This window comes from Streptomyces sp. NPDC056734, from assembly GCF_042790455.1.
Lineage (GTDB): Bacteria > Actinomycetota > Actinomycetes > Streptomycetales > Streptomycetaceae > Streptomyces.
In genome coordinates this window covers 328,690-345,877 of record NZ_JBHTZD010000004.1, presented here as the reverse complement: position 1 = coordinate 345,877, position 17,188 = coordinate 328,690, and the positions used below count along the sequence as shown (strand labels likewise).

Here is a 17,188-nt window from a genome sequence, read left to right as displayed (position 1 = left end):
TGTCAAAGGGCCCGAGGGAAGGGGGGCCCGGAGGAGGGGGGCGGGCCAAGGGGCGGGAGAAGGGCCCGGCGGATGGGTGAGGCGACACTCGGGGAAGGGTTGACACCAACCAGGATGGTGCTGATCGTGGCCGGTGAGTTCGAGTTCCTGGACCGGTCCAAGAGAGGTGGCCATGGTGGTGGAAGCGTGCGGTGTCGCCGTCGTCGGTTTCGGCTGGATGGGCCGGGTGCACACCCAGGCGTACGCCCGGGTCCGGCACCACTTCCCGCGTCTCGCGCTGCGGCCGGAGCTGGTGGTCGTCGCCGAGGAGGTGCCGGGGCGGGCCGAGGAGGCGGCGCGGCGGTTCGGGTTCGCCGCGACGGCCCGGGACTGGCGGGAGGTGGCGGCCGATCCACGGGTACGGGCGGTCAGTGTCACCGCGCCGAACTTCCTGCACAGGGAGATCGGCGTCGCGATGGCCGAGGCGGGCAAGCACCTGTGGATCGAGAAGCCGGTCGGGCTGAACGCCGAGGACGCGCGGGCGGTCGCCGACGCGGTGGCCAAGGCGGGAGTGCAAGGCACGGTGGGCTTCAACTACCGCAACGCGCCCGCCGTGGAGGCGTCCCGTGAGCTGATCGCCTCCGGCGGGATCGGCACGGTCACCCATGTCCGTATCCGCCTGTTCAGCGACTACGCGGCGCATCCGGACTCCGCCCTGACCTGGCGCTACCAGCGGGCGCGCGGCGGCAGCGGGGTGCTCGGCGATCTGGCCTCGCACGGCGTGGACCTGGCCCGCTTCCTGCTCGGCGAGATCACCTCCCTCACCGCCGACACGGCCGTCTTCGTGCCCGAGCGGGCGCGTCCCGCCGGGGCCACGGCGGGCCACTCCCGGGCGGCGGGCGGCGCCATGGGCCCGGTCGAGAACGACGACTACGTGAACTGTCTGCTGCGCTTCGCCTCCGGGGCGCGGGGCGTGCTGGAGGCGTGCCGGGTCTCGGTCGGCGAGCAGAACAACTACGGCTTCGAGGTGCACGGCACGAAGGGCGCGGTCTTCTGGGACTTCCGCCGGATGAACGAGCTGGGTGTGAGCCGGGGCGCCGCCTATCAGGACCAGCCGGTCAGCACGGTGTACGTGGGTCCGGGCGCGGGCGAGTTCGGCGCGTTCCAGCCGGGCGCGGGCAACGCCATGGGCTACGACGACCTCAAGGTGATCGAGGCGTACCGGTTCCTGCGCTCGATCGCCGAGGACACGCCGTACGGGGCCACGCTCCAGGACGCCGTACGCGGTGCGGTCCTCCTGGACACGATGGAGCGGTCGGCGCGGCGCGGGGTGTGGGTCAGCGTGCCGGAGGTGCCAGAGGTAGGGGTGGCTGACGTCCTGGAGGGGTAGGGGCGGCCGGCGGCAGGTTGAAGGGCGTCACGATCTGGATCGCGGACGGCAGGGTGGGGCCCGCGGGCGGCAGTGCGCCATGGGCCCGCATCACCTGCTGGCACGCCTCGCGCAGGTCGGCGCGGAGATCGTGGTGGAGGACGGCGGACAGCCGGTGCTCGCGCAGCAGGCGGGTGTTGTCGTGGTCGAGATCGTGGGCGATGAACACCGCGCAGTCGCGGCCGAGGTCGGCGAAGGCGCGCAGGGTGGCGATGTTGCCGCCGCCGATGGAGTAGACGGCCCGGATGTCCGGATCCCGCTCCAGGGCGGCGCGTACGAGGTCGTACTGGGTGGCGTCCAGGCCCTGGCCCTCGGTGATCTCGACCAGGGTCCGCTCGGGGTGCCGGGCCCGCACGGCGGCGCGGAAGCCCATCTCGCGCTCTTCCTCGTTGCGGAAGAAGCCGCTGCTGAGGCTGGTGAGGATGTTGCCGCGGCGGTCGCCCAGCCACTGGCCCATGAGGTACGCGGCGGTCGCCCCGGCCGCGCGGTCGTCGATGCCGACATAGCCGAGGCGGGTGCTCGCGGGCAGGTCGGTGACCAGCGTGACGACCGGGACGCCGGCCGCGGTGAGCCGTCCGACCGCCTCGGTGACCTCGGGGACGTCGGGCGCCTTGAGGATCACGCCCTGCGAGCCGCGCCGGGCGATCCGGTCCAGGGTGCGCGCCAGTTCCTGGACCGGGCCGGTCTCGCGGAAGTGGAAGCGGGAGCGCAGCACCGCCGGGTGCAGCGCGGGGAGTTCGGCCTCCAGGGCGGCGCGCACGGCGGTGCTGAACCGTTCGGGGGCCTGCATCACGATGTCGACCATGAAGGTGCGGCCGACGAGGCGGACCTGGGTGCGCTGCCGGTCGAGGTCGGCGATGGCCCGCCGTACCTCGTGCGCGGTGCTCTCCCGGACCCCGCCGCGGCCGTTGAGCACCCGGTCCACGGTGGCCTCGCTGAGCCCGGCCTGACGTGCGATCTCCCGGATCGGGAAGGGGTGGCCCATACGCCGACTCCTTGAGGGGTTTTTGATGGCTTCCTGCTGGTTGTTCGAGGGGTTTGTGCTGACAACAATGACAGGGCCGTGTGGCCCCTGTCATGGAAAGGACGGCGATGTCCTGGGCGGCCTGGACTGAGCGACCGAACGAACTGAACGACCAAACGAACTGAACGAACTTGAACGAACCCGTACGCCCCTCACCGACAAGGAGCCGCACCCCGTATGCGTATCGGAATCCTCGGCCTCGGCCGTATCGGCGCTTTTCACGCCGAGACCCTGTCAGGGCTGGACGCGGTCGTGTCGCTCGTCGTCGCCGATCCGTTCGCGGACGCGGCCAAGGCGGCCGCCGAGCGGTTCGGGGCCGAGGTCGCGGACTCGCCCGAGGCCGTGCTCGCGGCGGGCGTGGACGGTGTGGTGATCGCCGCCGCGACCGACGCCCACCCGGGTCTGATCCGCTCGGCGGTGCACGCGGGGGTGCCGGTGTTCTGCGAGAAGCCGGTCGCCCGCACGATGGCCGAGGGGGTCGGCGTCCTGAAGGATGTCGCGGGCACGGACGTGCCGGTGCAGATCGGGTACAACCGGCGCTTCGACGCCGGGTTCATCGCCGCGCGGGAGGCCGTGCGCGGGGGAACGCTGGGCGCCCTGCACACCGTACGGTCGACGACGCTGGATCCGGCGCCGCCGCCTGCCGCGTATGTGGCCGCGTCGGGCGGGATCTTCCGGGACTGTTCGGTGCACGACTTCGACATCATCCGCTGGGTGACCGGCCGTGAGGTGACCGAGGTGTACGCGGCCGGCGGCAACCGGGGTGCCGACCACATCAGGGCGGCGGGCGACGCCGACACCACGGGCGCGGTCCTCACCCTGGACGACGGCACCCTCGCGGTGGTGTCCAACAGCCGGCACAACGGGCGGGGGTACGACGTGCGGATGGAGCTGCACGGCTTCACCGACGCGATCGCGGTCGGCTGGGAGGACCGGTTGCCGCTGCGCTCGGTGGAGCCCGGGGTGACCTTCCCGGCGGGCGTGCCGTACGACTTCTTCATGGACCGGTTCGCCGCCGCCTACCGGGCCGAGCTGACCGCGTTCACCGAGGTGGTGGCGGGCACCCGGCCCTCCCCGTGCACGGTCGCGGACGCGCTGGAGGCGGGCTGGATCGCGGAGGCGTGCACGCTGTCGCTGCACGAGCGGCGGCCGGTGCGGATCGAGGAGGTGCGGATGGGCTGACGCGTCAGTGGTGGAACCCGGGTTGTTCAGTGAGGGAACCCGGGTTGTTCAGTGGTGGAATCCCGGCTGCTCGGCCACATGCGCCGCCCGGCCCGCCGACAGCAGTTCGACGGCCTTGCGGATGTCCTCGGCCAGCAGCATCACCTTGTCGTAGCCGATGCCGTGCCGTACCAGGACCCGGGCGATCACCGTGTCCTCGCGGCTGGCGGGCAGCGGGTACGCCGGGACCTGCCAGCCTCGGCGGCGCAGCTGGTCGGTGAGGTCGTACAGGGTGAAGGCGGTCGAGGCGGGGTCGGTGAGGGTCCAGGAGACGGCGGGGAGCGCCTCCTGTCCGTCGTGCAGCACGGTGAAGGGGCCCATGTCGCGCAGCTTGCCGGCCAGCATCTGGGCGGTGGTGGCGCAGGAGCCATGGACCTGGGCGTAGCCCTCATGGCCTAGGCGCAGCAGGTTGTAGTACTGGGCGACTACCTCGCCGCCGGGGCGGGAGAAGTTCAGGGCGAAGGTGGGCAGGTCGCCGCCGAGGTAGTCGACGCGGAACACCAGGTCGTCGGGGAGCAGATCGGCCTCGCGCCAGACGATCCAGCCGACGCCGAGCGGGGCCATGCCGTACTTGTGGCCGGACGCGTTGATCGAGGCGACGCGTGGCAGCCGGAAGTCCCACACCAGGTCGGGCTGGAGGAAGGGGGCGACGAAGGCGCCGCTGGCCCCGTCGACATGGATGGGGATGTCCAGGCCGGTCTCCTCCTGGAGGCGGTCGAGTTCGGCGGCCATCTCGGCGACCGGCTCGTAGACGCAGGTGTAGGTGACGCCGAGGATGGCGACGACGCCGATGGTGTTCTCGTCGACGTGGTCGCGGAGCTGGTGGGCGCGCAGGCCCAGGGCGTCCGGTTCCAGGGGGACCTGGCGCAGTTCGACGTCGAAGTAGCGGGCGAACTTCTCCCAGCAGACCTGGACCGGGCCGGTGACGATGTTGGGCCGGTCGGTGGGCTTCCCGGCCGCGCGGCGCCGCTCGCGCCAGCGCCATTTCAGGGCCAGGCCGCCGAGCATGCACGCCTCGCTGGAGCCGGTGGTGGAGCAGCCGAGGGTATGGGCGCCCTCGGGTGAGTTCCACAGGTCGGCGAGCATATGGACGCAGCGGTTCTCGATCTCGGCGGTCTGCGGGTACTCGTCCTTGTCGATCATGTTCTTGTCGAGGCACTCGTCCATCAGGGCGTGCACCTCGGGCTCGGCCCAGGTGGTGCAGAACGTGGCCAGGTTCTGCGAGGCGTTGCCGTCCAGGGTCAGCTCGTCATGGATCAGCGCCTTGACCGCGCGGGCTTCGGACACGCCTCGGGGCACCTGGTACTTCGGCAGCTCGCGCCCGCTGATGGGCAGCGAGTAGACGTCGTCGAAGGGCACCTCGTCGTCGCGGTTGGTCTGGTGCAGGGCCATGGTCTCCTCCGCGTCCTCCCCCCGACGCAATCTGGCACAGGCGGCCGGGCGCCGCCCGTGGGGCGCACCCGGACGAGGGTCGGACGGTCTCCCGGCGGCCGCGGGTCGGTGGGGGCTGTTCGCCGGCCGCGAGTCGGTGGGGGTTGTTCGCCGGCCGCGAGCCGGTGGGGGGGGTGTTCCCCGGCCGCGTTCGGCGCCGTTTTGTCACCCACGTGCGTAGACGCGCCCCCCTGACTGCTCCTACGGTCTGCGGGCGTAGTCGAGCGACAGAGCGGAGTACCGGATGCGCCGGAGTGCCTCACCCCTCTCCCTGGTCCTGCTGGGCATCGGTGTGTTTCTGCTCGTCCTGGCGCCGATGCTGGTGTGGTACGTGAAGCCGCGCGCGGCGGTGAACCCCATCGACATCGATGTGACCGCCGTCTACGAGGGCACCGGCAGCTACTTCGACATCGCGGCGACGGAGACGCTGGAGGATCAGCCGATCACGGTCACCCAGCGAGTGCGCGGTGACGTGGCCGACAGCGAGCGCAGCGGGAACGCCGTGTGGGACGTGGTGACCACCGTCGACACCGAGAAATCGCTCCCGGCGGCCGACCCGCACGACGCGCTGGACTTCTCCACCGCCCGCTGGGTCACCGACCGGCGCACCAATGAGCCGGTGCACTGCTGCGAGGAGCAGCCGTACCACGAGGGCGAGGCGTATCTGAAGTTCCCGTTCGACGTGGAGAAGCGCGCCTACCGCTGGTGGGACAGCACCGGTGACACCACGGTGATGCTCTCCTACCAGGACACCCAGAAGGTGCGCGGCTACGAGGGGTATGTGTTCACCGGCGAGGTCGCGCCGATGAAGGTCGGCACCCGCCAGGTCCCGGGCGCGCTCGTGGGGCTCCCGGACACACCGCAGGTCATGGCCGAGGAGTGGTACTCCAACGAGGGGATCAAGCTGATCGTCGACCAGGCCACGGGCCGTACCCTCTACGCCCAGCTCGGCCCCCGGCGCACCCTGCGCGCGCCGGGCTCCGAGGAGGACGCGGTGACCCTGCTCCAGGTGGAGAAGCTCGCCTTCACGGCCGACACCCAGCAGTTCGCGGTGGACCGCGCCGAGGCGGACAGCGGCCAGCTGCGGGCGGTGGGGCTCACGGCCCCGGTCGCCGCCGCGTCGGCGGGCCTGCTGCTGACCGCCGCGGGGGTCTTCCGGCTGGTACGGGGACGGTGGCGGGGGCGCGACGACGACCACGACGGCCACGACGAGGTACGGCCGGTGCCGGAGGGGGAGGTCGCGACGGGCCGTCCGTGAGGGGGCCGTCCGGTCCGGGGGCCCTGCCGGCGTCGTGCCGATCCGACGCCGGTGTCCATGCCGCTCTGACGCTCTGACGCCGGCGTCCTGCCGATCCGACGCCGGCTCCGCTCACGCCCCGCAGGACCGCAGGAACTTCCTGGTCCGGACCGCGATCGGCATCGGGGTGTCGGGCTCGCAGGGGTACATGTCCTGCTCCACGATCGCGAACAGGTCGACGCCCAGCCGCTGGGCGGCGGCCAGCACCGGCTCCAGTTCCGGCACCCCGGACGGCGGTTCGCACATCACTCCGCGGGCGACGGCCGGCCCGAACGGGATCTCGTGGGCCACGACGTCCGCGAGGATCGCCGGGTCCACCTGCTTGAGGTGGAGGTAGCCGATCCGCTCGCCGTACGTCTCGATCAGCTTGACGCTGTCGCCGCCGCAGTAGGCGTAGTGCCCGGTGTCCAGGCACAGGTTGACCAGGCCGGAGTCGGTGGAGTCCAGGAAGCGCTCGACATGGGCCTCGGTGTCGATATGGGTGTCGGCGTGCGGGTGGACGACGATGTCCAGGCCGTACGTCTCCTTCACCTGGCGTCCGAGCCGTTCCATGCCCCGGGTGAGATGGCCCCACTGGTCGGCCGTCAGCTCCGGCGGCTCCAGGATCTCGGCGGTCTTGTCGTCCCGCCAGAAGGACGGGATCACCACGAGGTGCCGGGCGCCCATGGCCCGGGTGAGTTCGGCGACCTGGCCGACGTGCTCCCAGGTGGACTCCCAGACGGCCGGGCCGCGGTGCAGGCCGGTGAAGACCGTACCGGCGGAGACCCTCAGCTTGCGCTGAACCGTTTCCTCGGTGAGCTGGGCCGGGTCGGTCGGCAGATAGCCGTAGGGACCCAGCTCGATCCACTCGTAGCCGGACGCGGCGACCTCGTCCAGAAAACGCCGCCAGGGGACCTGCCGCGGGTCGTCGGGGAACCAGACGCCCCAGGAGTCGGGGGCCGAGCCGACCCTGATCCGGTCGAGCGCAGCGGGCATGGTCAGGACTTCCCTTCGGATGGTGCGGGGGGTGCGGGTGGTTCGGGGGTTGTGGAGGGGACGGGGGGTGTGGAGGGGGTGGGGGTTGTGGAGGGGGCGGGGGTCACTGGGGGTCAGGTGTGTCGTCCGGGCTGCCAGGGGCATCCGGCAGTTCCGCCACATCGACCCCCCTGACCTGTGCCAGCTCATGCTTGAGCGCGGCGAGTTCGGCGCCGCCCGCCATATGGTTGGTCAGCTCTTCCAGGGTGACCTCGCTGCGGTCGGAGGAGAGTTCCAGGGTGCCCAGGCGCAGGACGCTGAAGTGGTCGCCGACCAGGTAGGCGTGGTGGGGATTGTGGGTGATGAAGATGACACCGAGGCCCCGGTCGCGGGCCGCGGCGATGTACTTCAGGACCACGCCGGACTGTTTGACGCCGAGCGCGGCGGTCGGCTCGTCGAGGATGAGGACACGGGCGCCGAAGTGGACCGCGCGGGCGATGGCGACGCACTGGCGCTGGCCGCCGGAGAGGGTGCCGATGGGCTGTTCGAGGTCGTCGAGGACGATGCCCATGTTGCGCAGTTCGTCGTCGGCGGTCCGTTTCATCCGGTCGATGTCGAGGCGGCGGACCGGCCAGGGGCCCCGGGTCAGCTCGGAGCCGAGGAAGAAATTGCGCCACACCGGCATCAGCGGCACGGTCGCCAGGTCCTGGTAGACGGTGGCGATGCCACGGTCCAGGGCCTCGCGGGGGCTGGCGAAGCGGACGGGCCCGCCGTCCACCAGGAACTCGCCCTCGGTGTGCTGGTGCAGCCCGGAGATGATTTTGATCAGGGTGGACTTGCCGGCCCCGTTGTCGCCGAGGACGCAGGTCACCCGGCCGGGGTGGACGGCGAGATCGACGCCATGCAGGGCGCGGATGTTGCCGTAGGACTTGCCCGCCCCGCGCAGTTCCACGACCGGGCGGTCCTGGGCGGTCGGGGGGTCGGGGAGGACGGCCCCGTGGGTGCCGGTGGCGTCGCCGGTCATTTCTTCGGTCACCTATTCCGTCGTCTCTCGCATCGAGTCTCGCATCAAGGCCCGCATCGACTCTTGCGGCCTCTCGGGCGTCGCCTCGGGTGTCACCTCGCGCGGCATCTCACCTGTCACCTCCGCGTCGCCGTACGGCTGACCCACAGGTTGACGAGCACGGCCCCGGGCAGCATCACACCGAGGAACGCCTTGAACCAGTCGGGGGTCCACCCGGCATACACGATGCCCTGGTTCACCATGCCGAACATGAAGGCGCCGAAGACCGGGCCATGGCGGAGCCGTAACCGCCGGTCAGCAGGCCGCCGCCGATGACGGCCGCGGCGATGGACTGGACGGTGTTGAAGGAGAACAGATCAGAAGAACGGTCCATCTTTTCTGCACCTCACTGTGCGACCGGGAAAAGGGTGAGGGCTCCGGAGAACGGGAGAACCCAGTGCCGGGATCAAATCCCCTTCCTGAGTCCACTGTCAATACTTTGTTAAGACATCAGCACAGGGCACTGTCAGAATGTCAGCACAAAGCTTAGACAGCAGCAGCGGCCGACCCGTATCCCCGATCGGACCGATCCGTATCCCTTCCCTGGACTTCACGCCGGACCGCGCGAGCCCGTCGACCTGGAGTCGGCCGGTCAGCAGTCCTCCACCCGCGTCCTACGCAACGAGCCCGCCCCGGTCACCCCGCCGTCAGCCGCCACAGCGAGACGACCTCGGCGGCTCGGTGCGGGTGCAGTGGATCGGCGGTGTCGCGGGAGCGCGGATGCGCGGGGCGGGTGTCGAGCCGCCCGGCCACCCGCAGCCCCGCCTCCGTGATCCACCCCGGCAACGCGCCCGGCGCGCGCAGTCCGAGCCGCTCGGCGAGGTCGGACAGCACCAGCCACCCTTCCCCGCCGGGCGCCAGCCGCGCCGCGAGCCCGTCCAGGAAGGCGTGGAGCATCGCACTGTCCGGGTCGTAGACGCCGTACTCCAGCTCGGAGACCGGCGACCCGGGCAGCCAGGGCGGATTGCAGACGACCAGTTCCGCCCGCCCTTCGTGGTGTCCGGGGTACAGCGCCGGTCCTACGACGTCGACGCGCCCGGCGAGCCCGAGCCGTGACACGTTGGCGCGGGCGCAGTCGAGGGCCCGGCGCCCGATGTCGGTGGCGACCACCCGCCCGACCCCGCGCCGGGCGAGCACGGCGGCCAGCACGCCGGTGCCGGTCCCGAGGTCGAAGGCCGTACGGCAGCCCCCCGGCACCGGCGCCTCGGCGACAAGCTGTACGTACTCGCCCCTGACCGGCGCGAACACCCCGTAGTGCGGATGGATCCGGGCGCCCAGCGCGGGTACCTCCACGCCCTTGATCCGCCACTGGTGGGCGCCGAGCACACCGAGGAGTTCGGTGAGCGGCACCGCCATGGTGTCGTCCGCCGGACCGTACGCCTCGCGGCAGGCGTCCCGTACGTCGGGCGCCCGGCGCAGGTTCAGGGAGTGCCCCGCGTCCAGCAGGACGAACAGCCGGCCGAGGACGCGGGCGCGGTCGGCGCGCGCCCGGCGTCCGTGCCGGAACGCCTGGAGCGGGTCCTGGGGAGCGGGCGGTGCCGCGCGGGCGATCCGCCGGCCGAGCGCGGCCAGCAGCTGACGGGCGCCCGGGAAGTCGCCCCGCCACAGCAGTCCGGTGCCCTCGCGGGCGAGGCGGAGGGCGGTGGCGGCGGTGGTGCGGTCGTCGACGACGACGACCCGGGCGGGCGGCGGGGCGGCGCTCTCGGAGTGCCAGCGGGCGGTACGGACGGTGGCGGCTTCGGTCCAGGTGACAGTCAGCACGGGAACGGGCACGGGCACGGACACGGTGGAACTCCTCGGGCGGGAAGGTGCGGGAACACGGCACACCGCACACCGACGAGGAAGGGGTCGAGACGGAGATGGGTCGCTGAGGTCTGGCTCAGGACCCGGAACACCCCTCACCCGTCGACGCGGGCGAGGTGGGATCGCCGAGCACCATGCCGAGAGTCATCGAACAGCCTTTCGCCGTCTGAGGGGGATCGGCCAGGCTATCACCGCCCCCGCAGGGGTGCGCGTGTCCCGTCCAGCCGGGCCCGCTGATCCACCGTCAGCTCCAGGTCCACGGCCGCGAGGTTCTCGTCCAGCTGGGCCACGGAGGAGGCACCGGCGAGCGGGATGACGGGGAGGTCGGAGGCGAGCTGCCAGGCGAGGACGACCTGGTTGGCGGTGGCGCCGGTCTCGCGGGCCACCTCCCGGAGGGCGGCGAGGCGGACCGGGTTGCCGGGGTGCTCGTAGTCCGGGGGCAGCGGCTTGTCGTCGCGGGTGTAGGCACCGGCGAGCAGCGGTGAGTAGGCGACTAGGGTCAGTCCCGGCTCCTGGCGCAGATAGGTGGTCAGTTCCGCGCCCGCGTGGCCCAGGCTGCCGTCGGGGAACAGGTCGGTGCGCACGTCGTGGCGTGGGCGCAGCAGGCTGTGCTGGTACTGGAGCACCTCGTAGCCGGGCAGTCCGGCCGCCGCCGCGAGGGCGCGGGCGCGCTCCACCCGCCAGATGGCGTGATTGCTGACGCCGAGCAGCCCGACCGTGCCCTCGGCGACCAGCGCGGCGAACCCCTCGACAGTCTCGGCGAGCGGGACGGTCCGGTCCTCGATGTGGGCGTAGAGCAGATCGAGCTTCTCGACACCCAGCCGTTCGCGGCTGCGCTCGGCGGACTCGCGGATCACCTTGGCGGACAGGCCCTCGGGGTTGTCGGTGAACGAGGTGCCGGGGGCGAGCGGGCGGGCGCCCAGCTTGGTGGCGATGACGATCTCGTCGCCGACGCCCCGGCTGCGCCGCCAGCGCCCGAGGAGTTCCTCGCTCTGGCCGCCCTGGCCGCCGTCCGCCCAGAAGGCAGGTCATCCGGCGTCCGTGAAAGGGCCCTCCAGTGCGGCCCACTGGAGCAGCATGATGGTCTTGGCGTCGGCGATCCGGCCGTCCCGGATCATCTCCAGGGCCTGCCGGAAGGGCAGTTCGAGGATCTCGATGTCCTCGCCCTCCTCGTCCAGTCCGCCACCCTCGTGGGTACGGGTCGAGGCGGCGTACTCGGCGGCGTAGAAGCTGACCCGCTCGGTGACCGATCCCGGGCTCATATAGACGTCGAAGACATGGCGGACGGCGCCGATGGTGTGGCCGGTCTCCTCCACCACCTCGCGGCGCACGGCCAGTTCCGGGTGCTCGTCCTCGTCGTCGAGCAGTCCGCCGGGGGTCTCGATCAGCATGCCGTCGGGGTGTCCATTGACGTACACCGGGAAGCGGAACTGCCGGGTGAGCAGCACGGTCCGCCGCTCGGTGCAGTACAGGAGCATCGTCGCCCCGTTGCCCCGGTCGTGGGTCTCGCGCTGCTGGGTGTGCCAGGTGCCGTCGGCGTGCTGGAGGTCGTAGGTGGTGGCCCGCTCCACGTACCAGTGGCTGGACAGCAGTTCCACGTCCCGCACCTTGACGCGCGGGTTGCCGGTGAGGCCGAGGCCGGTGCGGTGCAGTCCGGTACGGCCACGGCGGTCGGGGGTGTCGGCGCCGGCGGTCATCGGGCACCCGCCAAAGGGGTGTGGGGGGCGGGTCGGGCTGAGGCTGAATCCATGACCGATTGCATGACCGATTTCTAGCATCTTGGCCGGATGGTGGGGGCCGGGGTCCGGCGAGTGAAGTCTCACTCCACCGGCCGCCGTTCCCCAACCGGACACACACAGGATGCCCACAGGACGGAAAGGGCTTCTAGCTTCACCGTCATGATCCTCCAAACCCTCCAAATTTCCCGGAACCTCCGATACAGGCCCAGACCGGCCAGAGTCACCACCGCCCTGGCCGTCGTCGGCTCTCTTCTGCTGCTGCCCCTCGCCTCGTCCGCGAGCGCCGACTCCACCGTCGAGCCGGGCGATGTGGTCGTCTCCGAGGACTTCGGCTCCGGGTCGATACCGGCCGGCTGGCGGGCCGTCGACGGGGAGTGGCAGGTGCAGAACGGCCGGCTGGTCGGCACCGCCGCCTCCGGCACCAGGAAGCTGACCTTCGGCGCGCACCTGGAGAACTACCGCTTCGAGACGACCGCGCGCTTCGAGTCCGTCAACGAGGCCACCCGCTGGTTCGCGCTGGGCCTGGACGTGCCCGCGTCCGGCGCGACCCCCTGGTGGATCGCCACCCTGCGCAGCGGCAGCACCGCGTCCAACGGTGTGGAGTTCGCCCAGCTGAACCCGGCCGGCGCGTGGAACGTCACCAACACCGCCGCCGCCCCGCAGGCCGCCGCGACCGGACGGGACGTCAAGGTCCGGATCGAGGTGCACGGTCACCAGGCGACCTGGTTCCTCGACGGCAAGCAGCTGATGCGCACGAACCAGCTCCAGCGTTCCGCCGACGGCGGTCTCGCCTTCGTCGTCAACGGTGCCAAGGTGTCCTTCGACGACGTCAAGGTCACCGCGCTCGGCCCGAACGGCTATCTGCGTCCCGAGGGCGCCCCGATGACCGTCATCGCGCATCGCGGCGCGTCCTCGGCCGCGCCGGAGAACACCCTCCAGGCCCAGGAGGTCGCCCGGCGCGGCGGCGCCGACTTCATCGAGAACGACGTGCAGCTCAGCAAGGACGGCGTGCCGTACCTGATGCACGACTACACCGTCGACCGCACCACCGACGGCACCGGCGACATCACCGCCCTGACCGCGGCGCAACTCGAAGCGCTGGACGCCGGTTCCTGGTTCGCACCGACCTTCGCCGGGGCGCAGGTGCCCACCCTCGCCGAGCAGCTCGCCGATCTGCGCACCCGCGGCGGCAGTCTGCTGCTGGAGGTGAAGCGGGCGGACACCAAGGAGCAGGTCGCCACCATGCTCGACGTGGTCCGCGCGGAGAAGATGACGGGCCGGGTCTTCGTCCAGAGCTTCAGCAAGGACCACTTGCGCTGGGTGCGCGAACTGGCGCCGGAGCTGCCCCTGGGCCTGCTCGTCGGCACCCTGGACGCCGACCCGGTCGCCGTCGCCAAGGACCTGGGCCTGACGTCGTACAACCCGAGCGGCGGCGCCCTGGAGGCCCGTCCCGAGGTCGTCGGGCAGCTGCACCAGGCCGGTGTGGCCACCATGGTCTGGACGATCGACTCCGCCGCGAAGTGGCAGCAGTACGACGCGTGGGGCGTCGACGCCATCATCACCAACCGGCCGACCGAACTGACCGGCTGGAACCAGGCCAAGGCGCAGCAGGTCACCCCGGCCACGGCCGTCGCCGTCACCTCCCCGGCCGACGGTGCCGTCCTGAACCGCGCCCAGCGCCCGGTCCTCGCGGTGGACGCCGACCACGCGGACGCCACGAAGACGGAGATCACCGTCGACGGTGTGACCCGCAAGGCGGGTGACGCCCTGGACCTGACGAAGCTGCCGGCCGGCAAGCACACCGTCACCGTCAAGGCGACGGGCGCCTCCGGCATCGCGACGGCCACCAGCACGTTCACCGTTGAGGCGGACCAGGCCGGTCTCGGCCATCTGATCCTGACCTCGAAGGGCAAGCAGAGCGCCGTCTCCGTCCTGCTGTCCCAGCTGGCCCAGGGCAAGTACAGCCTGCTGGCCAAGACCGCGGACCTCGCCGGGCGGCACGGCAACCTCCCGTCGGACACCGCGAAGCTGATCGCCTCGGACGCCCGGCAGCTCCAGGCCGAGCAGAACGACCGCTGACGTTCGTTCGTCCTTCTGCGACGGGGCCGCACGGGGAACCGGGTGCGGCCCTGTCACGGGGTACGGCGCGTGCACCCGTGGCGGCACGCTGTCCCTGGGGCCCTTCCCGGTCCTGGTCCTGGTCCTGGTCCCTGTTCTGGGGTCAGCCAGGCGGCCCCCAGTCCTAGTCGTTGACGGTGACGTCGGCAGCGGCGGGCGGGGCGGCCTGGGCCTGCTTCGGCGGTGACGCCATCGCCCGGAGCCTCTCGAAGGCGGCCTGCGTGGGGCTGGCGGGTTCGGCCTGGTAGACGACCAGTTGCTGGTGCGGGGCGCCGTTGACGGTGAACGCGGCGAAGGCGATGTGCAGGTCCCCGACCTGGGGGTGCCTGAGGTGCTTGCCCTCCTGGGACTTGCTCTTGACCTCGTGCGTCTGCCAGATCCCGGCGAACTCCTCGCTCCCCGTGGACAGTTCGGCGACGACCTCGGCGATCCGGGCCGAGCCGGGGTCATGGCCGTAGGCGGCGCGGAGTTCGGGGACACAGGAGTGCGCGGCGCGCTCCCACTCCGGGTAGAACTCGCGCCCGGCCGGGTCGACGAACACCATGCGGGCCAGGTTGTCGAACCCGTCGAACCCGCTGTGCAGGGCGGTGGCGAGGGAGTTGCCCGCCATGATGTCGAGGGCCGGGCCGAGGACGAACGCAGGGGTGTGCGCCCAGCCGTCCATCAGCTGCAACAACTGCCGGCTGACCGTCGCCGCGCCCCGGTCGCGCGGGCGCTGCGTCGGGGTGAGGCAGAGGCGGTTGAGGTGGTCGGTGGCCTCGGGGTCCAGCTTGAGTGCCTGCGCGACGGCGTCGAGGACCTGCGCGGAGGGGCTGTTCTCACGCCCCTGTTCCAGGCGGATGTAGTAGTCCGAGCTGACTCCGGCGAGCAGGGCGACTTCCTCCCTGCGCAGCCCCGGCACCCGGCGTCGGCCATGCTCCGGCAGACCGACGTCGTGGGGCTTCAGGGCTTCTCGACGGGCTCGGAGGAAGTCACCCAAAGGCGTCGCATTGCTCATCCGGCAAGACTAGAGGGCATTTCCCGGAGAGGGAGTGCCGGTCACGGAAAATCGACGCCGGGTCGGCCTTCCGTCACGCGGGGTGAGCCCGGTGCGAACGTCGTGATTTCCCGCGTACCACTGGTGTTCCTGGGTGTGATGCACCCACTTTCGGCGAAGCGTTTCGGGGTGTGTTCCGCCTAGCCTTGACGGTATGGACGACGACGCGCGCCCCGGCCCGGTGGGCGGGCTGGGTGGGTTCCTTCGCTCGCGCAGGGAGAGCCTCACCCCCGAGGCGGCCGGGCTGACCGGTGCGGGCCCGCGCCGCGTGCCCGGCCTGCGCCGGGACGAGGTCGCGGCCCGCGCGGGGATCAGTCCGAGCTACTACAGCCGGCTGGAGCAGGGCCGGGACGTCAGCCCCTCGCGCCCGGTGGCGGAGGCCCTGGCCCACGCGCTGCGCCTCGGCGACGAGGACCGGGCGCAGTTGCTGCGGCTGGCCCGGCCGGCGGCGCGCCGTACGAAGGCGCCCGCCCGCGTCGAGCGGGTACGCCCGCACCTGCGGCGGCTGATCGAGAGCTGGACCACGACACCGGCCTTCATCCTCGGGCACGCCCAGGATCTGCTGGCCGCCAACGCCCTGGCCGACGCCCTGTACCGGGACTTCGCGGAGCGGGACAACGTACTGCGCATGCTCTTCCTGGACCCGGCGGCGACGGCCTTCCACCGGCACCCGGAGCGGGCCCGGAGCCGGGCGGTCGCCGACCTGTGGCAGACCGCGGCGAGCGCCCCGGCCGATCCCCGGGTCCTGGAGCTGGTCGGGGAACTGTCGGTGCGCAGCGAGGCGTTCCGCGCCCTGTGGGCCCGGCCGTGCCCGCGCATCCCGTCGTACGACGTCCAGCGGGTGCGGCACTCCGTCGTGGGGGCGCTGGAGCTGCGGCACGAGGCTCTCGTCATCCGCAGCGCACCGGGACAGCAGCTCGTCGTCCTCCAGGCGGAGCCGGGCTCTGTCTCCGCCGACGGGCTGGCCCTGCTGGGCTCCCTCGGGGCGTAAAGGGCTCTGGTTGTGCGGCTCCCCTTGCCTGGGTGTGTGACTCCCAGGAAAAGCACGGCCTTCAAAGCCACAAAGCGGGCGGGCAGACTCGAATTCGTCAACAGGAAATCCCGAAAAGGGAAATGGCGAAAGAGGTTTTCCCATGGCCACATGGTTTGTCACCGGCGCTTCTCGTGGAATCGGGGCGGAGATCGCCCGAGCCGCTCTGGCGGGCGGCAACGAGGTCGTGGTCGCCGTCCGTAACCCGGAGCGGGTCCCGGACGATCTCAAGAATTCCGACCGGGTCTTCGCGGTCGCCCTGGACGTCACCGACCACGACAGCATCCCGCGGGCGGTCGAGGCCGCCGTGCAGCGGTTCGGCGGGATCGACGTCCTGGTGAACAACGCCGGCCGTGGTCTGCTCGGCGCCCTGGAGGAGATCACGGACGCGGAGGCCCGGTCGCTGTTCGACCTCAATGTCTTCGGCCTGATCAATGTCACGCGGGCCGTACTGCCGGTCATGCGCGAGCAGGGCTCGGGCAGGCTGGTGCACATCGGTTCGCGCTCCGGCTTCGAGGGGGAGCCCGGCGTCAGCCTGTACTGCGCGTCGAAGTTCGCCGTCGCCGGGATCAGTGAGGCGCTCTCCGTCGAGATGGCGCCGTTCGGGATCCAGTCGATGGTGGTCGAACCGGGTGTCTTCCGCACCGACTTCCTCGACTCCAGCTCGCTCTCGGTGGCCGCGACCCGTATCGCGGACTACGACGACACCCCGGCGCACGTGACACTGGACTGGATCGGCCGGGCCAACCACACCCAGCTCGGCGACCCCGTCAAGGGCGCTGCCCTGATCGTGGAGGTCGCCTCCACGGAGAAGCTGCCGACCCACCTCTACCTCGGGCAGGACACCCTGGACCGGCTGGATGTCAAGTACCAGCAGGTGCGGGACGACGTCGCCCCGTGGCGTGAGAAGTCCGCGGCCACGGGTCATGAGGACGCCGCCTGACATTCCGCCTGACGTCTCGGCTGACGTCTCGCCTGACCTCCCGACTGACCTCCCGACTGACATCTCGCCTGACATCTCGCCGGGCGCCCGGCACGGTCCGGGCGCCCGGGGGTCACTCGCT

At 71.5% G+C, this 17,188-nt stretch carries 13 protein-coding genes and 2 pseudogenes; 6 read left to right on the top strand and 9 right to left on the bottom strand.

Features of this window, described 5'->3' with window-relative positions; genetic code table 11:
- The first annotated feature begins 175 nt into the window (after window positions 1–175).
- Window positions 176–1,369 carry a Gfo/Idh/MocA family protein gene (locus ACFRFC_RS07910; protein ID WP_382687479.1) on the top strand — a complete coding sequence of 398 codons (1,194 nt, stop codon included), beginning with the start codon at window positions 176–178 and terminating at the stop codon, window positions 1,367–1,369.
- Here ACFRFC_RS07910 and ACFRFC_RS07905 read toward each other — a convergent pair.
- Complete coding sequence (locus tag ACFRFC_RS07905) at window positions 1,317–2,393, bottom strand: LacI family DNA-binding transcriptional regulator (protein ID WP_382687160.1); 1,077 nt, start codon at window positions 2,391–2,393, stop codon at window positions 1,317–1,319. The genes ACFRFC_RS07910 and ACFRFC_RS07905 overlap by 53 nt on opposite strands.
- Before the next feature lie 216 nt (window positions 2,394–2,609).
- Here ACFRFC_RS07905 and ACFRFC_RS07900 point away from each other — a divergent pair, with 216 nt between their 5' ends.
- Window positions 2,610–3,614: a Gfo/Idh/MocA family oxidoreductase gene (locus ACFRFC_RS07900; protein WP_382687157.1), complete on the top strand. Its 1,005-nt coding sequence runs from the start codon at window positions 2,610–2,612 to the stop codon at window positions 3,612–3,614.
- Between the two features lie 48 nt (window positions 3,615–3,662).
- Here the strand turns inward: ACFRFC_RS07900 and ACFRFC_RS07895 are convergent, their stop codons facing one another.
- Entirely contained in the window at window positions 3,663–5,045 is a 1,383-nt protein-coding gene (locus tag ACFRFC_RS07895) for a glutamate decarboxylase (RefSeq protein ID WP_382687155.1), read from the bottom strand.
- A gap of 283 nt (window positions 5,046–5,328) precedes the next feature.
- Here ACFRFC_RS07895 and ACFRFC_RS07890 point away from each other — a divergent pair, with 283 nt between their 5' ends.
- The gene (locus ACFRFC_RS07890; protein WP_382687152.1) at window positions 5,329–6,342 is read left to right on the top strand and encodes a DUF3068 domain-containing protein; all 1,014 of its coding nucleotides are present in this window, start codon (window positions 5,329–5,331) and stop codon (window positions 6,340–6,342) included.
- A gap of 111 nt (window positions 6,343–6,453) precedes the next feature.
- Here ACFRFC_RS07890 and ACFRFC_RS07885 read toward each other — a convergent pair whose 3' ends face one another.
- The 6 genes and pseudogenes from ACFRFC_RS07885 to ACFRFC_RS07860 form a co-directional block, all read right to left on the bottom strand.
- Entirely contained in the window at window positions 6,454–7,356 is a 903-nt protein-coding gene (locus ACFRFC_RS07885) for a sugar phosphate isomerase/epimerase family protein (protein WP_382687150.1), read from the bottom strand.
- 103 nt (window positions 7,357–7,459) lie between these two features.
- Window positions 7,460–8,359 (bottom strand): ATP-binding cassette domain-containing protein, encoded by a 900-nt coding sequence (locus ACFRFC_RS07880; RefSeq protein ID WP_382687477.1) that lies wholly within the window; start codon window positions 8,357–8,359, stop codon window positions 7,460–7,462.
- Window positions 8,360–8,475: 116 nt separating this feature from the next.
- Window positions 8,476–8,714, bottom strand: a pseudogene (locus tag ACFRFC_RS07875) (ABC transporter permease); the annotation flags it as partial.
- A 320-nt stretch (window positions 8,715–9,034) separates the two neighbouring features.
- A complete protein-coding gene (locus tag ACFRFC_RS07870) occupies window positions 9,035–10,183 on the bottom strand; it encodes a methyltransferase (RefSeq protein ID WP_382687147.1) in 1,149 nt (382 codons plus the stop codon).
- 206 nt (window positions 10,184–10,389) lie between these two features.
- Window positions 10,390–11,226: pseudogene (locus ACFRFC_RS07865) on the bottom strand (aldo/keto reductase); the annotation flags it as partial.
- 3 nt (window positions 11,227–11,229) lie between these two features.
- Window positions 11,230–11,898, bottom strand: a complete 669-nt coding sequence (locus ACFRFC_RS07860) for an NUDIX domain-containing protein (protein WP_382687144.1) — start codon at window positions 11,896–11,898, stop codon at window positions 11,230–11,232.
- Window positions 11,899–12,099: 201 nt separating this feature from the next.
- Between ACFRFC_RS07860 and ACFRFC_RS07855 the strand changes: the two genes are divergently transcribed.
- Entirely contained in the window at window positions 12,100–14,019 is a 1,920-nt protein-coding gene (locus ACFRFC_RS07855; RefSeq protein WP_382687141.1) for a glycerophosphodiester phosphodiesterase family protein, read from the top strand.
- A 163-nt stretch (window positions 14,020–14,182) separates the two neighbouring features.
- Here ACFRFC_RS07855 and ACFRFC_RS07850 read toward each other — a convergent pair whose 3' ends face one another.
- Window positions 14,183–15,055 carry a helix-turn-helix transcriptional regulator gene (locus ACFRFC_RS07850; RefSeq protein WP_382687139.1) on the bottom strand — a complete coding sequence of 291 codons (873 nt, stop codon included), beginning with the start codon at window positions 15,053–15,055 and terminating at the stop codon, window positions 14,183–14,185.
- A gap of 193 nt (window positions 15,056–15,248) precedes the next feature.
- Here ACFRFC_RS07850 and ACFRFC_RS07845 point away from each other — a divergent pair, with 193 nt between their 5' ends.
- Complete coding sequence (locus ACFRFC_RS07845; RefSeq protein WP_382687136.1) at window positions 15,249–16,085, top strand: helix-turn-helix domain-containing protein; 837 nt, start codon at window positions 15,249–15,251, stop codon at window positions 16,083–16,085.
- 142 nt (window positions 16,086–16,227) lie between these two features.
- Entirely contained in the window at window positions 16,228–17,067 is an 840-nt protein-coding gene (locus tag ACFRFC_RS07840; RefSeq protein ID WP_382687133.1) for an SDR family NAD(P)-dependent oxidoreductase, read from the top strand.
- Window positions 17,068–17,188: the final 121 nt, after the last annotated feature.

Excerpts from the sequence above, each read along its gene's own strand:
- ACFRFC_RS07840 (WP_382687133.1), top strand. The coding sequence starts at position 16,228 with ATGGCCACATGGTTTGTCACCGGCGCTTCTCGTGGAATCGGGGCGGAG.
- ACFRFC_RS07860 (WP_382687144.1), bottom strand. The coding sequence starts at position 11,898 with ATGACCGCCGGCGCCGACACCCCCGACCGCCGTGGCCGTACCGGACTG.
- ACFRFC_RS07845 (WP_382687136.1), top strand. The coding sequence starts at position 15,249 with ATGGACGACGACGCGCGCCCCGGCCCGGTGGGCGGGCTGGGTGGGTTC.
- ACFRFC_RS07895 (WP_382687155.1), bottom strand. The coding sequence starts at position 5,045 with ATGGCCCTGCACCAGACCAACCGCGACGACGAGGTGCCCTTCGACGAC.
- ACFRFC_RS07905 (WP_382687160.1), bottom strand. The coding sequence starts at position 2,393 with ATGGGCCACCCCTTCCCGATCCGGGAGATCGCACGTCAGGCCGGGCTC.
- ACFRFC_RS07885 (WP_382687150.1), bottom strand. The coding sequence starts at position 7,356 with ATGCCCGCTGCGCTCGACCGGATCAGGGTCGGCTCGGCCCCCGACTCC.
- ACFRFC_RS07850 (WP_382687139.1), bottom strand. The coding sequence starts at position 15,055 with ATGAGCAATGCGACGCCTTTGGGTGACTTCCTCCGAGCCCGTCGAGAA.
- ACFRFC_RS07880 (WP_382687477.1), bottom strand. The coding sequence starts at position 8,359 with ATGACCGGCGACGCCACCGGCACCCACGGGGCCGTCCTCCCCGACCCC.
- ACFRFC_RS07900 (WP_382687157.1), top strand. The coding sequence starts at position 2,610 with ATGCGTATCGGAATCCTCGGCCTCGGCCGTATCGGCGCTTTTCACGCC.
- ACFRFC_RS07855 (WP_382687141.1), top strand. The coding sequence starts at position 12,100 with ATGATCCTCCAAACCCTCCAAATTTCCCGGAACCTCCGATACAGGCCC.
- ACFRFC_RS07890 (WP_382687152.1), top strand. The coding sequence starts at position 5,329 with ATGCGCCGGAGTGCCTCACCCCTCTCCCTGGTCCTGCTGGGCATCGGT.